This window comes from Streptomyces sp. NPDC092369 (assembly GCF_044755245.1).
In the GTDB taxonomy this organism is placed as follows: Bacteria; Actinomycetota; Actinomycetes; order Streptomycetales; family Streptomycetaceae; genus Streptomyces.
In genome coordinates, this window is the sequence record NZ_JBIVQP010000001.1 from 1,568,363 (window position 1) to 1,588,077 (window position 19,715).

At 70.8% G+C, this 19,715-nt stretch carries 21 protein-coding genes; 8 read left to right on the forward strand and 13 right to left on the reverse strand.

Annotated elements, in window-relative coordinates:
* Positions 1-102: 102 nt before the first annotated feature.
* Positions 103-840, reverse strand: coding sequence for a GntR family transcriptional regulator (locus ACIQI8_RS06905; protein ID WP_124002276.1), 738 nt, complete (start codon positions 838-840; stop codon positions 103-105).
* Positions 841-970: 130 nt separating this feature from the next.
* Here ACIQI8_RS06905 and ACIQI8_RS06910 point away from each other — a divergent pair, with 130 nt between their 5' ends.
* Positions 971-1,993, forward strand: a complete 1,023-nt coding sequence (locus tag ACIQI8_RS06910; RefSeq protein ID WP_402345650.1) for a Gfo/Idh/MocA family oxidoreductase — start codon at positions 971-973, stop codon at positions 1,991-1,993.
* 95 nt (positions 1,994-2,088) lie between these two features.
* Here the strand turns inward: ACIQI8_RS06910 and ACIQI8_RS06915 are convergent, their stop codons facing one another.
* The 3 genes from ACIQI8_RS06915 to ACIQI8_RS06925 form a co-directional block, all read right to left on the reverse strand.
* Positions 2,089-3,273 (reverse strand): cytochrome P450, encoded by a 1,185-nt coding sequence (locus ACIQI8_RS06915; RefSeq protein ID WP_402345652.1) that lies wholly within the window; start codon positions 3,271-3,273, stop codon positions 2,089-2,091.
* Positions 3,274-3,345: 72 nt separating this feature from the next.
* The gene (locus ACIQI8_RS06920) at positions 3,346-4,026 is read right to left on the reverse strand and encodes a response regulator (protein WP_402345654.1); all 681 of its coding nucleotides are present in this window, start codon (positions 4,024-4,026) and stop codon (positions 3,346-3,348) included.
* A 250-nt stretch (positions 4,027-4,276) separates the two neighbouring features.
* On the reverse strand, positions 4,277-5,536 hold the full coding sequence (locus tag ACIQI8_RS06925) for a sensor histidine kinase (RefSeq protein ID WP_402345656.1): 1,260 nt from the start codon (positions 5,534-5,536) through the stop codon (positions 4,277-4,279).
* Between the two features lie 169 nt (positions 5,537-5,705).
* Between ACIQI8_RS06925 and ACIQI8_RS06930 the strand changes: the two genes are divergently transcribed.
* Positions 5,706-5,906: a hypothetical protein gene (locus ACIQI8_RS06930; RefSeq protein ID WP_402345658.1), complete on the forward strand. Its 201-nt coding sequence runs from the start codon at positions 5,706-5,708 to the stop codon at positions 5,904-5,906.
* Between the two features lie 63 nt (positions 5,907-5,969).
* Here ACIQI8_RS06930 and ACIQI8_RS06935 read toward each other — a convergent pair whose 3' ends face one another.
* The 3 genes from ACIQI8_RS06935 to ACIQI8_RS06945 form a co-directional block, all read right to left on the reverse strand.
* Positions 5,970-6,365: a ribonuclease domain-containing protein gene (locus tag ACIQI8_RS06935; RefSeq protein WP_402345660.1), complete on the reverse strand. Its 396-nt coding sequence runs from the start codon at positions 6,363-6,365 to the stop codon at positions 5,970-5,972.
* A 157-nt stretch (positions 6,366-6,522) separates the two neighbouring features.
* Positions 6,523-7,149, reverse strand: coding sequence for a dihydrofolate reductase family protein (locus ACIQI8_RS06940; protein WP_402345662.1), 627 nt, complete (start codon positions 7,147-7,149; stop codon positions 6,523-6,525).
* 74 nt (positions 7,150-7,223) lie between these two features.
* Positions 7,224-8,039, reverse strand: a complete 816-nt coding sequence (locus tag ACIQI8_RS06945) for an AIM24 family protein (protein ID WP_402345664.1) — start codon at positions 8,037-8,039, stop codon at positions 7,224-7,226.
* Between the two features lie 154 nt (positions 8,040-8,193).
* On the opposite strand from ACIQI8_RS06945, the gene ACIQI8_RS06950 reads away from it, so the two are divergent.
* Positions 8,194-8,973 (forward strand): 3-oxoacyl-ACP reductase family protein, encoded by a 780-nt coding sequence (locus ACIQI8_RS06950; protein WP_402345666.1) that lies wholly within the window; start codon positions 8,194-8,196, stop codon positions 8,971-8,973.
* Between the two features lie 32 nt (positions 8,974-9,005).
* On the opposite strand, the gene alc is transcribed toward ACIQI8_RS06950, so the two are convergent.
* Together alc and allB are read right to left on the reverse strand one after the other, a co-directional pair.
* Positions 9,006-10,163 (reverse strand): allantoicase, encoded by a 1,158-nt coding sequence (alc, locus tag ACIQI8_RS06955; RefSeq protein WP_402345668.1) that lies wholly within the window; start codon positions 10,161-10,163, stop codon positions 9,006-9,008.
* Positions 10,164-10,209: 46 nt separating this feature from the next.
* Positions 10,210-11,547, reverse strand: a complete 1,338-nt coding sequence (gene allB, locus ACIQI8_RS06960; protein WP_402345669.1) for an allantoinase AllB — start codon at positions 11,545-11,547, stop codon at positions 10,210-10,212.
* A gap of 270 nt (positions 11,548-11,817) precedes the next feature.
* Here allB and ACIQI8_RS06965 point away from each other — a divergent pair, with 270 nt between their 5' ends.
* Both ACIQI8_RS06965 and ACIQI8_RS06970 read left to right on the forward strand, forming a co-directional pair.
* Complete coding sequence (locus tag ACIQI8_RS06965) at positions 11,818-12,612, forward strand: IclR family transcriptional regulator (RefSeq protein WP_402345671.1); 795 nt, start codon at positions 11,818-11,820, stop codon at positions 12,610-12,612.
* Positions 12,609-13,310, forward strand: a complete 702-nt coding sequence (locus ACIQI8_RS06970) for a DUF6304 family protein (RefSeq protein WP_402345673.1) — start codon at positions 12,609-12,611, stop codon at positions 13,308-13,310. Before ACIQI8_RS06965 ends, ACIQI8_RS06970 begins: the two co-directional genes overlap by 4 nt.
* A gap of 61 nt (positions 13,311-13,371) precedes the next feature.
* Here ACIQI8_RS06970 and ACIQI8_RS06975 read toward each other — a convergent pair whose 3' ends face one another.
* A complete protein-coding gene (locus ACIQI8_RS06975) occupies positions 13,372-14,436 on the reverse strand; it encodes an aldo/keto reductase (RefSeq protein ID WP_402345675.1) in 1,065 nt (354 codons plus the stop codon).
* A gap of 115 nt (positions 14,437-14,551) precedes the next feature.
* On the opposite strand from ACIQI8_RS06975, the gene ACIQI8_RS06980 reads away from it, so the two are divergent.
* Positions 14,552-15,385, forward strand: a complete 834-nt coding sequence (locus ACIQI8_RS06980) for a helix-turn-helix transcriptional regulator (RefSeq protein ID WP_402345677.1) — start codon at positions 14,552-14,554, stop codon at positions 15,383-15,385.
* Between the two features lie 55 nt (positions 15,386-15,440).
* Here the strand turns inward: ACIQI8_RS06980 and ACIQI8_RS06985 are convergent, their stop codons facing one another.
* Positions 15,441-15,734, reverse strand: coding sequence for a DUF5955 family protein (locus ACIQI8_RS06985; RefSeq protein WP_402345679.1), 294 nt, complete (start codon positions 15,732-15,734; stop codon positions 15,441-15,443).
* 240 nt (positions 15,735-15,974) lie between these two features.
* Between ACIQI8_RS06985 and ACIQI8_RS06990 the strand changes: the two genes are divergently transcribed.
* Together ACIQI8_RS06990 and aceB are read left to right on the forward strand one after the other, a co-directional pair.
* Positions 15,975-16,592 (forward strand): NTP transferase domain-containing protein, encoded by a 618-nt coding sequence (locus tag ACIQI8_RS06990; RefSeq protein ID WP_402345681.1) that lies wholly within the window; start codon positions 15,975-15,977, stop codon positions 16,590-16,592.
* Positions 16,593-16,738: 146 nt separating this feature from the next.
* On the forward strand, positions 16,739-18,361 hold the full coding sequence (aceB, locus tag ACIQI8_RS06995; RefSeq protein ID WP_402345683.1) for a malate synthase A: 1,623 nt from the start codon (positions 16,739-16,741) through the stop codon (positions 18,359-18,361).
* Positions 18,362-18,408: 47 nt separating this feature from the next.
* Here aceB and ACIQI8_RS07000 read toward each other — a convergent pair whose 3' ends face one another.
* A complete protein-coding gene (locus tag ACIQI8_RS07000) occupies positions 18,409-18,687 on the reverse strand; it encodes a SelT/SelW/SelH family protein (protein ID WP_124001663.1) in 279 nt (92 codons plus the stop codon).
* Positions 18,684-19,589, reverse strand: coding sequence for a HipA family kinase (locus ACIQI8_RS07005; RefSeq protein ID WP_402345685.1), 906 nt, complete (start codon positions 19,587-19,589; stop codon positions 18,684-18,686). Before ACIQI8_RS07005 ends, ACIQI8_RS07000 begins: the two co-directional genes overlap by 4 nt.
* Positions 19,590-19,715: the final 126 nt, after the last annotated feature.

A 19,715-nucleotide genomic window follows, 5' to 3' on the forward strand; every position in this document is an offset into this window, starting at 1 on the left:
CGTTGTGGCTTGTCGCGCAGTTCCCCGCGTCCCTTCTCGGCATACAGCCGACGGCCCCTAAATGTACTGACATTAGAACTAACCGTAGGGCAATGGGCGACTTCAAGACCGTACGAGCAGCTGGAACTCGAACGAATAGCGCGTCGGGCGGTACGTGTGCGTGCCGAATTCGACCGCCCGGCCCGTGTCGTCGAAGGTGACGCGTTGCATGGTGAGGAGGGGGGCGCCCTCCGGCTCGGCCAGGCGGTCGGCCTCCGCGGCGGTGGCGGCTCGGGCGCCGATGGTCTGGCGGGCGCTGTGCAGGGTGATGCCGACGGCGCGCATCATGCGGTAGAGACCGGTGGCCTCCAGCTGGTCGGTGTTCAGGTCGAGCAGGCCGGGCGGGATGAAGTTGCAGAGGTACGCCATCGGCTCGCCGTGCGCGAGGCGCAGCCGTTCCACCCGGTGCACGTCACTGTCCTCGGCGACGCCCAGGGCCGCGGCGATCTCGGCGGTCGCCGGAACGATGGCGTTGACCAGTACTTTCGTGGCCGGGCGCTGCCCTGCCGCCTCCAGGTCGTCGTAGAGGCTGCTGAGTTCCAGCGGTCGCTTGACCTGGCTGTGCACGACCTGCGTACCGACGCCTCGGCGGCGCACCAGCAGACCCTTGTCGACGAGCGACTGGATGGCCTGGCGGACGGTGGGCCGGGACAGACCCAGCCGGCCGGCCAGCTCGATCTCGTTGCCCAGCAGGCTGCCGGGGGTGAGCGCTCCGTGTTCGATCGCGGCCTCCAGCTGTTGCGACAGCTGGAAGTACAACGGCACCGGGGAACTCCGGTCCACGCTGAGGTCGAGCGACACAGTGGGGTCCACTTCTGGTTTCGGCACGGGCCGAGCGTAGCTCCGTGAGTTGTTGACGGGAAGTTGTGTAGTTCGATTGTCCGGACATACGCATTGACAGCGTACGGTCCTGACCCCCATGTTTTGTTCCATGCGCATCGGGGTCATCGGTACGGGCCGCATCGGCACCATCCACGCGAACACGCTCAGCCGTCATCGCGAGGTCGGTTCCTTGATCCTCACGGACGTGGATCCGGCACGGGCCCAGGAACTCGCCTTCCGCCTCGGGGAGACCGCGGCGCCGGGGGTGGACGAGATCTTCCGGTGGGGCGTGGACGCCGTGGTGATCACGACGGCGACCTCGGCGCACGCCGAACTGATCGGCCGTGCGGCGCGCTCGGGCCTGCCCGTGTTCTGCGAGAAGCCCATCGCGCTCGATCTGCCCGGCACCTTAAGCGCGATCGCCGAGGTCGAGACCGCCGGGACGATTCTGCAGATGGGCTTCCAGCGCCGCTTCGACGCGGGCTACACGGGCGCGCGGGAGGCCGTGCGCTCGGGACGGCTCGGGCGGCTGCACACCGTCCGGGCGCTCACCAGCGACCAGGCCCCGCCCGCCGCTTCCTGGCTGCCGCTGTCCGGCGGGCTGTACCGGGACACCCTGATCCACGACTTCGACGTCCTGCGCTGGGTGACCGGCCACGAGGTCGTCGACGTCTACGCTGCCGGGTCCGACGCCGGTCCCTCGATGTTCCGCGAGGCGGGCGACGTCGACACGGGCGCCGCGCTGCTGCGGCTCGACGACGGCACCCTCGCCACGGCCACCGCGACCCGGCTCAACGGCGCGGGGTACGACGTCCGCATGGAACTGGCCGGGGAACTCGACCAGATCGTCGTCGGCCTGGACGACCGCACGCCGATCGCCTCCACCGAACCGACCGGGCCGCCGGCCGCGGACAAGCCGTGGGCCGGCTTCCTTGAGCGCTTCGGACCCGCCTACGAGGCGGAACTGTCTGCGTTCGTCGAGGTCGTCCTCGGCCGCCGGGCGAACCCCTGTGACGGGCGGGAGGCCCTGCAGGCGCTGCGCATCGCCGAGGCCTGCGAGGTGTCCAGACGCGACCGCAGACCGGTCGCCCTGGCGGAGATCCCCGGCTGGACCGAGTCGGCGTACCGGTAGTTCGCAGCGGGGCCGGGCCGGCATCCAGGCACCCCGCACCCGCAGACCGGTCGCACCCGCACCCGCACCCGCACCCGCCCCCGCACCGGGCAGTCCTACCAGCGCACCTGCAGGCTCCGTACCCCTCGCATCAGCATTCCCGACAGCCAGTCGCCGGGCGGGCCGTCGAGAGTGAGGCCCGGGGCCCGCTCCAGCAGGGTCCGTATCGCCGTACGGCCTTCCAGGCGGGCCAGGGGAGCGCCCAGGCAGAAGTGGATGCCGTGGCCGAAAGCCACATGGCCGCGGGTGTCGCGCCGGATGTCGAAGCGGTCGGGGGCGGGGTACCGCAGTCCGTCGCGGTCGGCCGCGGTGAGGCCGACCATCACCGCGTCGCCCTTCTCGATGTGCGTGCCGCCCATGTCGAAGGACTCCTCGGCGAAACGGAACGTCGCGTTCTCCACCGGTCCCTCGTAGCGCAGGGTCTCCTCGACCGTGCCGTCGACGAGGCTCATGTCGGCCCGCAGAGCGGCGAGTTGGTCCGGGTGGGTGAGCAGGGCGTGGACGGCGTTGGTGATCAGGTTGACCGTCGTCTCGTGGCCCGCGATGAGCAACACGAAGGCCATGCCGCGCAGTTCGCCCGGGGAGAGCCGGTCGCCGTCCTCGGCGGTGGTGCGGATGAGGTCGCTGAGCAGGTCGTCGCTCGGCCCGGCGCAGCGCTTGTCCTCGATGAGCTCGGTGAGGTAGTCGGCGAGCCGGGTGAACGCGGTGTAGCCGCTGTCCGCGTCGGTCGGCACGACCGCCTCGTTGGAGATCTTCCGGAACTCCGTGCGGTCCATCTCGGGCACGCCGAGCAGCTCGCAGATCACGGTGATCGGCAGCGGGTACGCGAAGGAGTCCACCAGGTCGGCCCGGCCCAGCGGCAGCATCGCGTCGAGGAGTTCGTCGGTGATCTGCTGGATCCTGGGCCGCAGTTGCTCGACCCGGCGCATGGTGAAGGCCCGTGAGACCAGCGCGCGCAGACGCGTGTGCTGGGGCGGGTCGGTGGTCAGCAGGTTCTTCCCGATCAGCTCGTCGTCGAGGAACCGCACCCCGATCTTGGTGGCGTCCTTGGCGAGCCGCGGGTCGGCGAGCGCCGCGCGCGCCTCCTCGTGCCCGACGACCAGCCAGGTCTCGTGGTGCTCGTCGGGCGGGGGCAGCCGCACCCGGTGCACCGGTCCGCGCTCGCGCAGTCGCGCGTACACGGGATGCGGGTCACTGCGGAACCCGTCCCCGAACTCCCCCAGGTCGATCACTTCCACCATGGACTCCCCCGTCCTTCCACCCGGACAACGTCCGGCGGCCGCCGCGAGTGCCCCAATCCCCGTTCCCGTCCGCTAGTTGCCGCCCTCTCCCGGTTCCTCCAGCAGCCCCGCGTCGTACACGAGCAACGCGACCTGTACGCGGTTGTTGAGGTCCAGCTTGGCGAGGATGCGGGAGACGTGGGTCTTGACGGTGGCGACGCTCATGAAGAGCTGGGCGGCGATCTCGGCGTTGGACAGACCCCGGCCGACCGTGACGGCGACCTCGCGTTCGCGGTCGTTGAGCGCGGCGATCCGCTCGCGCGCGCGTGCGCGCCGGGTGTCGGCGGCGTTCCCCATCGCGTGCTCCATCAACCGGCGGGTGACCGCGGGCGACAGGACGGGGTCGCCGGCCGCGACCCGCCGCACCGCCTCGACGATCTCCTTGGGCGGCGTGTCCTTGAGGACGAATCCGGCGGCGCCCGCGCGCAGGGCGCGCAGTACCTGTTCGTCGCCGTGGAAGGTGGTGAGGACGATGACCTGGGGCGCGTCCTTGCGGGTGCGCAACCGCTCCGTGGCCGTGAGCCCGTCCACCGTCGGCATCCGGATGTCCATGAGGACGACGTCCGGCCGGGTGCGGTCGACGAGGGCCTCGACCTCGCCGCCGTCCGCGGCCTCGCCGACGACCTCTATGTCGTCCGCGCCGCCCAGCATCAGGGACAGGCCCGCCCGCACCAGCGGATCGTCGTCGACGAGGAGCAGTCTGATCGCAGTCATGGGCCTACGTAATCACGGTTGCGCCGGGCGCACGGCACGGGTGTGGACAGGACCGCTCTCCGGTCAACACGCGCGCGTGGAGGCGGGTTTGGAAAGTGGACTCGGGGTGGAGGCAAGTCTGGAAAGTAACGCGGGGTGGAGGCAGGTTCGGGAATTGGCCGCGGGGCCGGCGGGTGGTTACGGGGTCGAAGGCGGGAGTCGGCTCGGCGAGAAGGCGGCCGGTGCCCCGGGCTCCTCTCCGGGACCGCCCTCACCCCCACGGCAGCCAGGCCCGCACCCGGAACCCCCCGTCCGCCCCGGTCTCGTGCTCCAGCCGTCCGCCGGCCAGCGTCGCCCGCTCGGTGAGGCCGATCAGGCCCTGTCCCGAGCCGGGGACGGCCGGTACGTCGCCCTCGGGGGCGGGGTTGTGCACGGTCACCGTGAGCCCCTCCCCTGGAGCGCCGGTGACGCAGACCGTGACCTCCGTGCCGGGCGCGTGCTTGCGGGCGTTGGTCAGGCCCTCCTGGGCGATGCGGTACGCGGTGCGGCCGACGGAGGCGGGGACGGCGGAGGGGTCGCCGACGCGGTTGTCGAGGACGACCTTCATGCCGGCCTCGCACGACTCGGCGACCAGCGCGGAGATCGCGGCGAGCGTCGGCTGGGGCCGGCCGCTCTCCTCGTTCTCGCCCGCGCGCAGTACGCCGATGATCTCCCGCAGGTCCTGCAGCGCCTCGTGGGCGCTCTCCCGGATGACACCGGCCGCCCGCGCGATCTCCTCGCGGGGCGCGTCCGGGCGGAACTCCAGGGCACCCGCATGCACGCTCAGCAGCGTCAGCCGGTGGGCGAGCACGTCGTGCATCTCCCGGGCGATGGCCTCGCGCGCAAGGCGTTGCGCCTGTTCCGCGCGCAGCCGTGCCTCGGTCTCGGCGCGCTGGGCGCGGTCGCGCAGGCTGAGCATCAGCTGCCGCTTCGACCGTACGAACATGCCCCAGCCGATGACCGTGACCGTGAACAGGGTCGTGAACGCGACGATGCCCGCGTAGGGCAGGTCGGGGTCGGGGCGCAGCCAGAAGAAGAACGGGATCAGGACGAGGCTGATGCCGCCGATCCAGGCCACGTAGCGGAACGGCCGGTGCACGGCGACGGTGAACAGCGCGACCATGGCGGCGCCGCCCGCGGAGTTGGACAGCAGACCCACGGGGATCATGGCGACGGCGAAGCCGACCGGCCAGCGCCTGCGCCCCCAGACGGCGGCGCAGGCGAGCGCGCCGAACAGCTGGTCGACGACGACGAGGCCGGGCGAGAGGTTCGGGTCGTCGGCCACGCTCTGCGCGCCCGCGATGCCGATCAGGGCGGCCAGCAGGAAGGCGCTGAAGTCGACCACCCAGTCGCGTGCGGTGCGCCGTGGACGGCGTCCTGCCGCCGTGGCGTCCGGATCGAGGTCGTGGAGCACCGCGGACGGGAACAGCCATCGGCGGCCGGTGATCGTCTGCGGTGTCGGGGCCGGCTTGTCTGAGCTCACGGTCGACAAATCTATGCGCGGCGGGGCCGGGCCACCGCCTTCCGTACGGGATCGGCGACCAAAGTCTCGCCGCCATGGACTTTCGGCGCGCCGAGGGGCGTCAAGGACCATCCTGCGGCGGGCATGCCTCGCCCCGCGGCCGATGTGGGTGGGGGGACCGCGGGGCGAGGGTGGTGCCATGAAACAGCTGCTGGAACTACTCGGTCTTCTCGCGCTGGTACAGGGTGTGCTGGGCCTGCTGCACGAGTTCACCCGCTGGCACGTGGGCCTCGTACAGAAGCTCGGTTTCCTCGACGGCTACGGGGTCTACGCGAGCGTCGCGCTGGTGGTGCTGGCGATCGCGCTGTTCGCCGCCGCGGAGAGTCTGAAGTCCGGCTGACCGCGGACCGGGCCCCTGACGGGTCGCGCTGTTCCTCGACGGCGGCCGAGCGGGGGAAGTCGCTCAGCAGCCGAAGTTGATCAGGCGGAAGGTGACGTAGTGGTCAGCGGTGTAGTAGTCCTCCTGGGTCCGCTGGCCGGTGACGATGCGCTTGGCGCCGCGTGTGGACGAGCCCGGCGTCTTGACCGTGTACTCGTGGTAGTAGCCGGAGGACTGGGTGGGCAGCACGCCCTCCTGGTTGCGGAAGACCGTGCCGTCCTGCGAGTACGGGAAGGGGCCGCCCGCGTCGATCAGGTCCAGCGTGTCGTACGCCTGGGAGGGCAGGCCGCTGTAGCAGATGCTGCCGACCGAGGTCGCGGCGGCGTCCGCCGTGGTGACGGAGACGGTGCCGCCGACCAGAAGCGCGGACAGGACGGCGGCAGCGGCACCGATGCGGGTGATTCGTGGGGGGAATCTCATGCCCCCCATGATGACGCGCGTAGACAGTGGCATGTCAATGACAACTCCGGAGATTTTCCCATCAAGTCCGATGAGTTTTCCGCGAGTTAACGTGCCGCCGGGGGTGCGCACAAGGTCCCCACACCGACACCCCGGAGGGCAGCGCCCCGGACCGACGTCAGGCGTTTTCCGGCAGCTCGTACGACCCGTACTCCGGCCGGCCCGCCAGGTCGTACGACTGGATCGAGACGCCGGTCGAGGTGACACTGCCGCCCGCGTGCGTGAACGTCGTCGGCACCGCGCCCTCCGCGAAGAGGCGGAAGCCGGAGCCGAGGACGACCGGGAAGGTCAGCAGGTGGAGGGTGTCGACCAGGTCGAGAGCGAGGAGGGACTGGACGAGGGCGCCGCTGCCGTGGATCTGGACCTCGCCGTCGGTGCGTTCCTTGAGGGCCGTGACCTCCTTGGCGAGGTCGCCGTCGAGGACGGTGGTGCCGGACCAGGCGGGGTCCGTCAGGGTGGATGAGGGGACGTACTTCGGCAGGGCGTTGAGTTTGGCCGCGATCGGGTCCTCGGGGTCGGTCACCCTCGGCCAGTGCGAGGCGAAGATGTCGTAGGTGCGGCGGCCGAGGAGAAAGGCGCCGGGGCGTTCGAAGACCTCGGTGACGAACCTGCCGAAGTCGTCGTCGCCGAACGGGAAACTCCACCCGCCGTGCTCGAAGCCTCCCCTGGGATCCTCCGAGGGGCCGCCGGGTGCCTGGTAGACGCCGTCGAGGGTGACGAAGATCGTGGAGACGAGCTTGCCCATGGTGGGTGCCTGCTTCCTGGTGCGGGGTCTGTTGTCATCACCTCAGACCCCGCGGGCCCCCGCAACTCATCGGCCTATCCGGCGTGCGTCGAGAAGAGGCCGCCCGTCGGCCCCTGCTTGTCACCGCCCTGTGCCTTCTTGAGGGCGTTGGCCAGGCTCTCGATGGTGAGGGACTGCAGGATCACCTGGCCGTTGCCCTCCAGGGTCGCCAGGGACAGTCCCTCGCCACCGAAGACGGCGTTCATCAAGCCCTGGCGGTTGAGGCCGCCGACGCGCTGGACGCCGTACTGGATGCCCTCCTCGAAGGCGACGACGCAGCCCGTGTCGACCTCGATACGGCCGCCGAAGTCGGCCGGGTTGAGGTCGATGAAGTTGCCCGCGCCGGCGATGATCACCGTGCCCTGCCCGGTGAACTTCTCCAGGACGAAGCCCTCGCCGCCGCTCATGCCGGTGCGGCCGCCCTGGAAGGCGATGCCGAAGTCGACGGTCGACTCGGCCGCCACGAACGCGTCCTTCTCGGCGAACCACGCGCGCGTGCCGTTGAGCTCCAGGGCGCGCATCTCGCCGGGCAGCACGCCCGCGAAGCCGACCGTGCCCTCGCCGCCCTGGGAGGTGAAGTACTGGAAGGCCAGCGACTCGCCCGCGAGGGCGCGCTGGCCGACCTGCATGGCGGTGCCCATGGCCTGGCGGAGCATGCCGCCCATGCCGCCGCCGGCGCCCTGGGGCTGGCCGCCGCCGCTGTTCGACGGACCGGAGAGGCGTGTCTCCATGGTCACGTTCGTCGTCTTGAACAGGAACTTGCCCGCCTCGCAGTACACGGTCTGACCGGGGCGCAGGCTGACGACCGCCATCTGCATGGCGTTGCCGACAATCTCTTGCTGAAGAGTCACGCCCCTCACAACGCGTGAGGTGGAGCGAATGGTTCCGTCCATTCGGCTTCGATCGTCCGGTTCCGGCCACACGATTTCGGCCGCGCGACCTCGGTGCCACCTCGGTGTCCGTTCGCCGCCGGTACCCGGGGCTCGCGGCGGCTGGGATGGACCCATGACGACGACACGGAGCACGACTCACGGAACCCTCGACAACACTCACGGAACCCTCGACAACAAGGTCGCCCTGGTGACCGGCGGCAGCCGGGGCATCGGCGCGGCCACGGCGGTACGGCTCGCACGGGCAGGCGCGGACGTGGCCCTGACCTACGTGAACGGCAAGGAGGCGGCCGAGGACGTCGTACGCCGGGTCGAGGCGCTCGGGCGGCGGGCGGTGGCCCTGCGCGCGGACTCGGCGGATCCGGCGGAGGCGGCCGGCGCGGTGGAGCGTACGGCCGAGGAGCTGGGCGGGCTCGACGTGCTGGTGAACAACGCGGGCGTGGGGGTGCTCGGCCCGCTGGAGGGCCTCTCGCTCGCCGACGTGGACCGGGTGCTGGCGGTGAACGTCCGGGGCGTGTTCCTGACCTCGCAGGCGGCCGCCGCGCGGATGCCGGCGGGCGGCCGGATCATCACGATCGGCACGTGCATGACGCAGCGGGTCCCCGGCCCGGGCGGCACCCTCTACGCGACGAGCAAGTCGGCCCTGATCGGCCTGACCAAGGCCCTCGCCCGCGAGCTCGGCGCCCGCGGGATCACCGCGAACATCGTCCACCCCGGCCCCACCGACACCGACATGAACCCGGCCGACGGCCCCTACGCCCCCGCCCAGGCCGGGATGACGGCCCTCGGCCGCTTCGGGACGGCGGACGAGGTGGCGGCCACGGTGGCGTATCTGGCGGGGGCGGACTACGTCACGGGGGCCGAGTTCGCGGTGGACGGCGGGCACGCCGCATGACGGCCGAGTGAGCGTCTTCGGACCGGGGCCGGTCAGCCGCCCAGCTCCCGATGGCGTGCCGCCAGGCTCGTCGCCCCCGTCTCCGTCAGCGACCCGAACAGCCGCAGTCGCGAGATGCCCCCGTCCGGATAGATGTCCACGCGTGCGTGGGTGCCGATGGCGGGGGTCGGGAGGACGAAGCGGTGGTTGGTGTCGGGCTGGAGGCGGGTGCGCGGGAGGATCTCCGTCCAGCCGCCGTCCCCGGCCTCCGTGCCGCTCTCGGCGTCCCGCACCGACACCGACGCCCAGCCCGCGCTGTTGCCCTTGAGGTACGCCGTGTCGATCTCGATCGCGCGGATCTGGGACTGGGCTGCGAGGCGGTAGCGGATCCAGTCGTTGCCCTGGTCGCGGCGGCGCCGGGTCTCCCAGCCGTCGTCCATCTTGCGGGAGCGGCCCGGCTGGATGGTGTTGGTCGCCGGGGAGTAGAAGAGGTTCGACGCGTCCTCGGCCTGGCCGCCGTTCTCCAGGGCGACGACGTCGAACGTGCCGAGGACAGCGAGCCAGTTGGGGTCCGGCACGACCTCGCCATGGACGCGCAGGCGGGCGATGCCGCCGTCGGGGTGCTGATTGACGCGAAGGTGCGTGAAGCGCTGCTCGGCCGAGACGGAGAAACCGTTCTCCGCATGTCCGCCGACCCGCGTGCGCGGCACCAGCGTGGTCCACTTCACGTCGTCCGACAGCAGCTGCTCCGGCGACGGGGAACCCGCCACGGACGCGCCCTCGACCGACACGGCCTGCGGGTAGTTGCCCCGGAAGTGGGCGGTGTCGACGACGATCCCGCGGATGACACCGGGCGCGCCCAGGCGCACCAGCGCCCAGTCGTGGTCCTCGGCCGTCGGCCACGGGTGCTCGGCGGACGCGCCACGGCGCCGGCGCGTCTCCCAGCCGTCCATGATCTTGCCCTTGTGCCCGAAGTGCTCGGGGTCGAACTCGGCCCGCCCGGGCACCAGGAGGTTCTCACGCTGGGCGAAGAACTCGTCGTTGGCGGCGATCACACCGGCGCCGAGGCGCCGGTCGGCGAGGTTGGCGTACTGGGTGAAGGGGAGGTCGGCGGTGCGGTAGTCCGCGTACGGGTCGCCGCCTCCGTAGGGGTTCGCGTCGCCGGTGAAGTGAGTCGAGGAAGCCGGGGAGGACTGGCTCTGCGCCGTCACGATGATCTGGTGTCCTTTCGAAGTCGGCCGCTGCGGGTGCGGTGAATCAGGGGGTACGGGTCAGCAGTTGTCCCTTCGGGTCGGTGAACTCACCGTCGGCGACGATGCGTTGGCCGCGCAGCCAGGTGGACTTCACGACGCCGTGCAGGGTTTTGCCCGCGTACGCCGTGACGCGGTTGCGGTGCTGGAGGGCCGCCGGGTCCACGGTGAAGGTCTCGTCGGGCGCGAGGACCGCGAAGTCCGCGTCGCGGCCCGTCTCGATCGCGCCCTTGCGGTCAAGTCCCACCAGTCCGGCGGTGCTTGACGACATCCAGCGGACCACGTCCTCCAGACCGTGACCCCGCTTGCGGGCCTCCGTCCACACCGCCGCGAGGCTCAGCTGGAGCCCTGAGATACCGCCCCACGCGGTCGCGAAGTCGTCGGTCTTCAGGTCGGCCGTGGACGGCGAGTGGTCGGTGACCACGCAGTCGATCGTGCCGTCGGCCAGTGCCTGCCACAGCAGGTCCTGGTTGGCCGATTCACGGATCGGCGGGCAGCACTTGAACTCGCTGGCCCCGTCCGGGACTTCCTCGGCCGTGAGGGTGAGGTAGTGCGGGCAGGTCTCGACGGTGAGGCGCACGCCGTCCGCCTTGGCGGCGGCGATCAGGGGCAGCGCGTCGGAGGAGGACAGGTGCAGCACATGCACGCGCGCGTCCAACCGCCTCGCCTGGGCGATGAGTTGGGCGATCGCCGTGTCCTCCGCGTCCCGTGGCCGCGACGCCAGGAAGTCGGCGTACTTCGGGCCACCCTGGTGCGGTGCCGCGTCCAGGTGGTGCGGGTCCTCGGCGTGCACGATGAGCAGGCCGCCGAAGGAGGCGATCTCGGCCAGGGACAGGGCGAGTTGGTCCTGGTCGAGGTGCGGGAACTCCTCCACGCCGGACGGCGACAGGAACGCCTTGAAGCCGAAGACGCCGGCCTCGTGCAGCGGGCGCAGGTCCTTGACGTTGTCGGGCAGGGCCCCGCCCCAGAAGCCGACGTCGATGTGGGCCTTGGCGGCGGCGACCGCCTGCTTCGTACGGAGGTTGTCGACCGTCGTGGTCGGCGGGAGGGAGTTGAGGGGCATGTCGACGAGGGTGGTGATGCCGCCGGCCGCCGCCGCGCGCGTGGCGGTCCAGAAGCCCTCCCACTCGGTGCGGCCGGGGTCGTTGACGTGCACGTGCGTGTCGACCAGGCCGGGCAGCAGGACGTCGTCGCCGAGGTCCTCCAGCCGGGCACCGGAGGGCGCTTCGGCGTCGTACGGGAGGACGGCCGTGATCGTGCCGGCGGCGACCGCGACCGAAGCGGCGCGTGTCCCCTCGGGTGTGATGACGCGCGTCGAGCGCAGCACCAGTTCTACGTCGGACACCCGGACCCCTCTCTGCCGCCGTGTCATTCCGTCCGTCGGCGTTTACTTCCGCGTAACGGAATTCAACTTTCTGTTGAAGGAGTCTTCACTCCCGCCCCCGAGCCGTCAAGGGCACACTTGTCGACAAGGATGCCTGGGCTCACACTCTGGACGTTTCCACAAAGCGGAATTAGAATTCCGGCAAGCAGAACGTAGCTACGCACCACCAGGGAGTCAACCGACCGACGGGTAGGCTTCAGCCCTTCCTGCCAGTCCCGAAAGGAACGCGCCGTGCCGACGTCCAGCGCCAGCACCACCGACTCCGCCAAGTCCACGACCGGTGGGGTCCAGTCACTCGAGCGCGCCTTCGATCTGCTGGAACGGATGGCCGACGCGGGCGGTGAGGTCGGACTGAGCGAGCTCTCCGCGAGCAGCGGGCTGCCGCTGCCCACCATCCACCGTCTCATGCGCACCCTGGTGGCCTGCGGTTACGTCCGCCAGCAGGCCAACCGCCGGTACGCGCTCGGCCCGCGCCTGATCCGCCTCGGCGAGTCCGCCTCGCGCCTGCTCGGCACCTGGGCCCGCCCGTATCTGGCCCGCCTGGTCGAGGAGACCGGCGAGACGGCGAACATGGCGCTGCTGGACGGCGACGAGATCGTCTACGTCGCCCAGGTGCCGTCCAAGCACTCGATGCGGATGTTCACCGAGGTCGGCCGGCGCGTCCTGCCGCACTCCACGGGCGTCGGCAAGGCCCTGCTCGCCGAGGTCCCCGACGACGAGGTGCGCGCCCTGCTCTCCCGTACCGGCATGCCGGCCGCGACGGAGAAGACGATCACCACGCCGGACGGTTTCCTGGCCGCCCTCGCGGAGGTGCGCGGCCTCGGTTACGCGGTCGACGACAACGAGCAGGAGGTCGGCGTCCGCTGCCTCGCGGTCTCCGTGCCCAACTCCCCCACCGCCGCGGCCATTTCGATCTCAGGGCCGGCAGGACGGGTCACCGAGGCGGCGACGGACAAGATCGTGCCGGTGCTCCAGCAGGTGGCCGGGGAGCTGTCCCAGGCGCTGGCCAGCCAGGCCCAGGGATGACCGAACCGGTGTACTGGCCGGGCCGGTACACCGACCGGCACGGCTCGGAGGACGTCGTCTTCGAGACGGACGGCCGGGACGTGATCCGGACGACGATCCGGGGCGTCCGCTTCGAGGGCGACACGATGGACGACCTGGGCGCGCTGAGCGGCGAGCCGCCCGAGCGGGCCTTCTCCTTCTTCGACGGGGGCCTGTGCTCCTGCCTCCTGGAGTGGGAGGTGCCGGTACCGGTCGAGGTCAAGGGCAGCGGTGTACGCCCTGCGGTGCTGCACTGCGCGCTGCGGATGGGGTCGCCCTCCGCCGACCCCAGGAAAGGCCTGGACTCCGAGACGTTGACCACCAGGCTGCACCTCGACGGGTACGACTACTTCAACGTGGCCGGCCAGGACGACCTGGAGGAGGCCCTGTCCGAGGTTCAGCGTCAACTGCCGCGAGCGGCACGGCTCAAGGCGTGCATCTCGTGCGCCTGGTCCGACTACTCCGCCGGCAGCCACAGCCTGATGGGCGGACTCGCCTGCTTCCGCGACGTCAAGGACCGCTACCGCCTGGTCGACGGGAAGAAGGGTCCGCACGGCATCTTCGCGATCTGGCCCGAGCGCACCGAGTTCGTCCAGGAGACCTGGCTCTGCGAGGAGTTCGAGCACAGGATCGGGGACCGGGGCTACCGGGGCCCCTTCCCGTATCCGAGGCGGCCCTAGGGGCAACGCGGCAGATGTGCGTGCCAGGGCCGCGACGCCGGGCTGATCCAGACGGCAGCCCCTAGGCCCTGGCTTCGATCTTCAGGTCGCCCCTCGTCACCTTGCGGATGTGAGCACTGGCGAGCAGGTCGTGCGGGTAGCCGAGTTCGATCGCGCTCGCCTCGTCAAGGCGGGCCGACTGGGCGGCGGTGAACTCGACCTCCAACGCGCCCAGGTTTCCCTCCAGTTGCTCGACGGTGCGGGCGCCGATGATCGGTGCCGTCACGCCCGGCTGCCGCAGGGCCCAGGCGAGCCCGACCTGCGCGGGTGTGCGGCCCAGCTCCGTGGCGACCTCCGTGACCACGTCGGCGATCGCGAGGTTGCGTTCGGTGACCATGCCCAGGCCGGCGTTGAAGCTCTTGCGGGTGCTCTCCCCGGGCGCGGCCGTCGTCGCGGTCAGGTCGGCGCGGCTGTACTTGCCGGTGAGCACGCCGCCCGCCAGCGGTGAGTACGGGGTCACGCCCAGCCCCATCGCCCGTGCCATGGGGATGAGATCGCGTTCCGCGGCCCGGTTGACGAGGTTGTACTCGATCTGCAGCCCGACCAGCGGCGACCAGCCACGCAGGTCGGCGATCGCCTGCATGCGCGCGATCTCCCAGGCCGGCGTGTTGGAGATCGCCACGTACAGAATCTTGCCCTGGCGGACCAGGTCGTCCATGCCGCGCAGGATCTCCTCGACCGGCGTGGTGAAGTCCCACACGTGCAGGTGGAGCAGATCGAGGTAGTCCGTGTTCAGCCGCCGGAGACTTGCTTCCACCGAGGCGAACATGCTCTTGCGGTGGCTTCCCGCGGAATTCGGGTCGCCGGGTCGGCGCAGCGTCGTGTACTTCGTCGCCAGCACCAGGCTCTCGCGGTTGCCGCGGGTGAATTCGCCCAGCTGACGCTCGGAGCTGCCGTCGGTGTAGGTGTTGGCGGTGTCGATGAAGTTGCCGCCGCGCTCGACGTAGGTGTCGAACAGCCGGCGTGCCTCGTCCTTGTCGGCGCCCCAGCCGGACTCGGTGCCGAAGGTCGCCGTGCCCAGCGCGAGCGGTGAGACCCGCAGCCCGGAGCGGCCCAGTAGCCGGTGGCTGTCGAGAGTGAGCGACATCGTGTCCTCCTGCTTGTGATCCGTTGTCGACAGCGAGTCTGTGACCGCCGCGAGGCGGGGGTAAGGGAAGGACCATCCTGGGAAGAGCCGTCCTACCCCGGCTGTTGGACCGGTCATGACGATCTCCACGGTGGACAGGAACCAGGAGCTGGCCGCGTTCCTGCGGACCCGGCGGGAACGCCTGGATCCGCGCGATTTCGGACTGCCGGCGCGTCGGCAGTCCCGGCGGACCCCGGGGCTGCGCCGCGAGGAGGTCGCCGAACTGGCCGGGGTGAGCGTCGACTACGTCGTCCGGCTGGAACAGGCGCGCGGACTGCGGCCCTCCGCGGACGTGGTCGAGGCGCTGGCCCGCGCGCTGCGCCTGGCTCCCGACGAGCGCGCCTACCTCTTCGACCTGACCGTGCGGCGCCCCCGCGATGCCGACAAGCTCGCCACCGCCGCGGCGCAGCCGCTGGCCCACCTGGTGGCCGACCTGTCACCGCTGCCGGCCATGCTCCTGAACCACCGCTACGACATCCTGGCCTGGAACGGCGAAATGGCGGGACTGCTGGTGGATTTCGCCACCCTGCCGCCGGCGCAGCGCAATTCGATGTGGCTGTGCCTGATGCACCCGCAGGTGCGTGAGCTCTACCTCGACCGCGAACGCGTGGTGCGGGAGGGGATCGCCCATCTGCGCGCCGCGTGGGCCGCGCATCCGGACGACCGGGCGCTGACCGGACTCATCGCTCGATTCAGCGCGGGAGACGAGGACTTCGCGCGATGGTGGGCAAAGGGAGACGTGAAGGTCAACGGCCGCGGACGAAAGGTGATGCGGCACCCCGAAGTCGGTGTGATCACCGTGCAGTTCGAAACCCTCAAGCCGCTGCAGGACCCCGACCAACTGCTCGTCATCCACCGCGCGGCGGACGCGGAGAGCCAGTCGGCCCTGGACCGGCTCCGCGCACGATGACGGTGGAGCGATCACGGTGATGGGCGCACGCGTACAGGGACCCCGGATACGGGCCTCAGCCCCGCCCGCGCGGCGGCTCGCCGAACAGCTCCACCGCGTCCCGTACGTCCGACAGTCCCCGCGCCAGCGCGCTGACCGACCCGATCGACCCCGCGATGAGTAAGAGGGAACGGCGCAGCCGCGGCACCTCGGGGGTGCCGTCGATCGTCATCGCGGCGAGGGCGGCGAGTTCGTCCTCGGCGATGCCGCGGTCGGGGAACTCCGCCGGATGCGCCGCGAGTTGGCGGCGCAGCCGGGACACCGCGGTCCGCAGTCCCGCCACTCTAGGGTCCTCACCGCTGCCGGTCACTGGTCTCTGCCCCAAGCTCCGCAACACAGCTCTCCCCCCGCGCACGCCGTCGTGCGCCTGAACGTCGTGATCCCACCGAGTTCACCCGTGGCGTTGGTCGGGCGCCGGGAGACGCGGGTCAGTAAACGCCAACCGATGCGGGGCGCGCCACTGCGCGGACCGAAATTCAACCGTTGGAAACCGGGCACTCGCGCGGGCGTCAGGTAGGGGGTCGGCCCCGGCCTCAGGTATGCAGGACGCATGACGGAGAAGGAAGACGACGTGATCGGACTTCTGCTCGCCGCGGGCGGCGGCCGGCGGCTCGGCGGGCGGCCCAAGGCGCTGCTCGAACACGGGGGCCGGCCGCTCGTCGAACACGCGGTCGGCGTGCTGCGTGCCGGCGGTTGCGCACGCGTGCACGTGGTCCTCGGCGCGCGGGCGGCGGACGTACGCGCGCGTGCCGATCTGGCGGGCTGTGTCCTGGTGGACAACCCGGACTGGGCCGAGGGCATGGGCGGCTCGCTGCGGGCGGGACTCGACTCGCTGGCCGGAACTGGTGCTTCGGCCGCGCTGGTGTCGCTCGTCGACCAGCCCGGGATCGGCCCGGCGGCGGTCGCCCGTGTGCTGGCGGCCCACCACGGCCCTACGTCGCTGGTCTCGGCGGCCTACGACGGTGTGCGCGGCCACCCCGTGCTGTTCGGCGCGGCCCACTGGGCCGGTGTCGCAGCGAGCGCGACCGGGGACCGCGGTGCGCGCGCCTACCTCAGGGCGCACGAGGAGGCGATCACGCTCGTCGAGTGCGGGGATGTGGCCGAGCCGTACGACATCGACACCGAGGCCGACCTGGTCCACCTTGACCGAACGGCTCACCCTGAGTGAGCGGCCCACCTTGAGTGATCACGGTGGCACTGAGCGCCACGTTCCCTCGATCCGAAGAATCTCGATATCAACAAACCATTGAAGTTCCACAATGAGGAAACTAGTATCCACTGCTCAGAAACACGTTGAGAAGGAAGTGACAGCTCATGTCCGCACCAGCGCCGTCCCCGCTGGCCATCGTCGACGCCGAGCCCCTGCCCCGGCAGGAGGAGGTCCTGACCGACGCGGCCCTCGCCTTCGTGGCCGAGCTGCACCGGCGGTTCTCACCGCGCCGCGCGGAACTCCTCGCCCGCCGTGCGGAGCGCCGCGCCGAGATCGCCCGCACCTCCACGCTCGACTTCCTGCCGGAGACGGCCGCGATCCGCGCCGACGACTCCTGGCGGGTGGCCCCCTCCCCCGCGGCCCTGAACGACCGCCGGGTCGAGATCACCGGCCCCACCGACCGGAAGATGACCATCAACGCCCTCAACTCGGGCGCCAGGGTCTGGCTCGCGGACTTCGAGGACGCCTCCGCGCCGACCTGGGAGAACGTGATCCTCGGTCAGGTCAACCTGATCGACGCGTACACGCGGAACATCGACTTCACGGACGCGGGCTCGGGTAAGTCGTACGCGCTCAAGGACGAGGCCGAGCTCGCCACCGTCGTCATGCGCCCGCGCGGCTGGCACCTGAACGAGCGCCACCTCCAGGTGGACGGCGAGCAAGTCCCGGGCGCCTTCGTCGACTTCGGCCTGTACTTCTTCCACAACGCCCAGCGCCTGCTCGACCTCGGCAAGGGTCCGTACTTCTATCTCCCCAAGACCGAGTCGCACCTCGAAGCGCGCCTGTGGAACGACGTGTTCGTCTTCGCGCAGGACTACGTCGGCGTCCCGCAGGGCAGCGTCCGCGCGACCGTCCTGATCGAGACGATCACGGCGGCGTACGAGATGGAGGAGATCCTCTACGAACTCCGCGACCACGCCTCGGGGTTGAACGCGGGCCGCTGGGACTACCTGTTCTCCATCGTGAAGAACTTCCGTGACGGCGGCACCAAGTTCGTCCTGCCGGACCGCAACGCGGTGACGATGACGGCCCCGTTCATGCGGGCGTACACCGAACTCCTCGTGCGCACCTGCCACAAGCGCGGCGCGCACGCGATCGGCGGCATGGCGGCCTTCATCCCCTCCCGTCGGGACGCCGAGGTCAACAAGGTCGCCTTCGAGAAGGTTCGCGCCGACAAGGACCGCGAGGCCAACGACGGTTTCGACGGCTCCTGGGTCGCCCACCCCGACCTGGTTCCGATCGCCATGGAGTCCTTCGACCGGGTCCTGGGCGAGAGGCCGAACCAGAAGGACCGGCTGCGCGAGGACGTCCACGTCGAGGCCGCCGACCTGATCGCGATCGACTCGCTCAAGGCGAAGCCGACGTACCCAGGTCTCGTCAACGCCGTGCAGGTCGGCATCCGTTACATCGAGGCCTGGCTGCGCGGTCTCGGCGCGGTCGCCATCTTCAACCTCATGGAGGACGCGGCCACCGCGGAGATCTCGCGCTCGCAGATCTGGCAGTGGATCAACGCGGGCGTCGAGTTCGAGAACGGCGAACTCGCCACTCCGGAGCTGGCGCGCAAGGTCGCCGCCGAGGAACTCTCCGACATCCGCGCGGAGATCGGCGAGGAGGCCTTCGCGGCCGGCCACTGGCAGCAGGCGCACGACCTGCTGCTCCAGGTGTCCCTGGACGCGGACTACGCGGACTTCCTGACGCTGCCGGCGTACGAGCAGTTGAAGGGCTGACCGTCACGGAGCGGGGGCGGCTGAACGGCCGGCCGCCGGGGAGCAGTTCAGGAGGCAGGCTTGTCCGAGTGGCCCAGGGACCTTCCCGGGGCCACTCGGTCGCGTACGACCTGCTTGACCGCCGTCGGTTCGGGGAAGCCCTGGTCGCGGCGGTCCCAGACCACCTCGTCGTCGACGCGGACGATGAAGACCCCGCCCTTGCCCGGTTTGAGGGCCAGTTCGGACAGTTCCGTCTCGAAGGTGGTCAGGAGTTCCTGGGCCAGCCACGCGGCGCGGGGCAGCCAGCGGCACTGCGTGCAGTACTCGATCTCGACCCGGCCGCTCATTCGAGGTGCACCGTCCCATCGTGTTCCACGGCCGGCCTGCCGTGCAGGTCGGGGACCCGCTTCAGCCACTTGGGCCGGCCTCGCTCCGTCCGCGCCGCGCGCAGGGCCTGCTCGGCGGCGAGTTCCTCCCGGGTGGGGAAGTCGGTGGGCAGCCACGCGGCGGACGCCTGCACGCGCGCGTGGAGGTAGCCGACGTATGCCTCACGCATCTCGTCGGGCGTGCCGAACTCCGTCAGCCAGGCGTCCGGGACCTCGGCCACGACCGCGCGGAGCAGGTCCTCGGTGACCTTGGGCGCCAGTTCGGCGTCGGCGGCGCGCACGTCGGGGGCGTAGTGGCCCAGGGCGTGGTGGCGGAAGTCGTAGGCCTTGGCGGGGTCGGAGGTGTCCCAGCGGTGGTGGAAGACGAGGGCGGCGCCGTGGTCGATCAGCCAGAGGCGGGCCGGTACGGTGCCCAGCGTCGGCCAGATCATCAGGTTGGAGCTGTGGACCGTACGGTCGACGTTGACGGTCAGGGCGTCCAGCCAGACGATCCGGCCGGCCTCCAGGGACTCGACACGGAAGTGCTCGGCGATGTCCGGGGTGAAGTCCTTCGCGCCCGGCAGGTAGTCCATGCCGAGGTTGACGCCCGCGCTCGCCGCGTGCAGGTCGCGCACCTCATGATGCGGCTCGTCGTCGGCGATCGCCGGGTCGAAGTGGACCAGGACGAGTTCGGGGAAGCGCAGCCCCAGGGCACGTGCCAGCTCCCCGACGATCACCTCGGCGACCAGCGCCTTGCGGCCCTGCGCGGAGCCGGTGAACTTCACGACGTAGGTGCCCAGGTCGTCGGCCTCGACGATGCCGGGGACGGAACCGCCGGACGTCAGGGGGGCGACGTAGTGGGTCGCGGTGACCTCTCGCAGCATGTTCTCGGGTCACCCCCTCGTCCGGCGTCCGGCTGAAGTAATTATGGTAACCGAGGGTGATCGTCGGCGTGGCGGCGGTCGGTCGGCGGCCGTCCTGTCCGCGAGGCGGAGCGGCGAGCCGAGCAG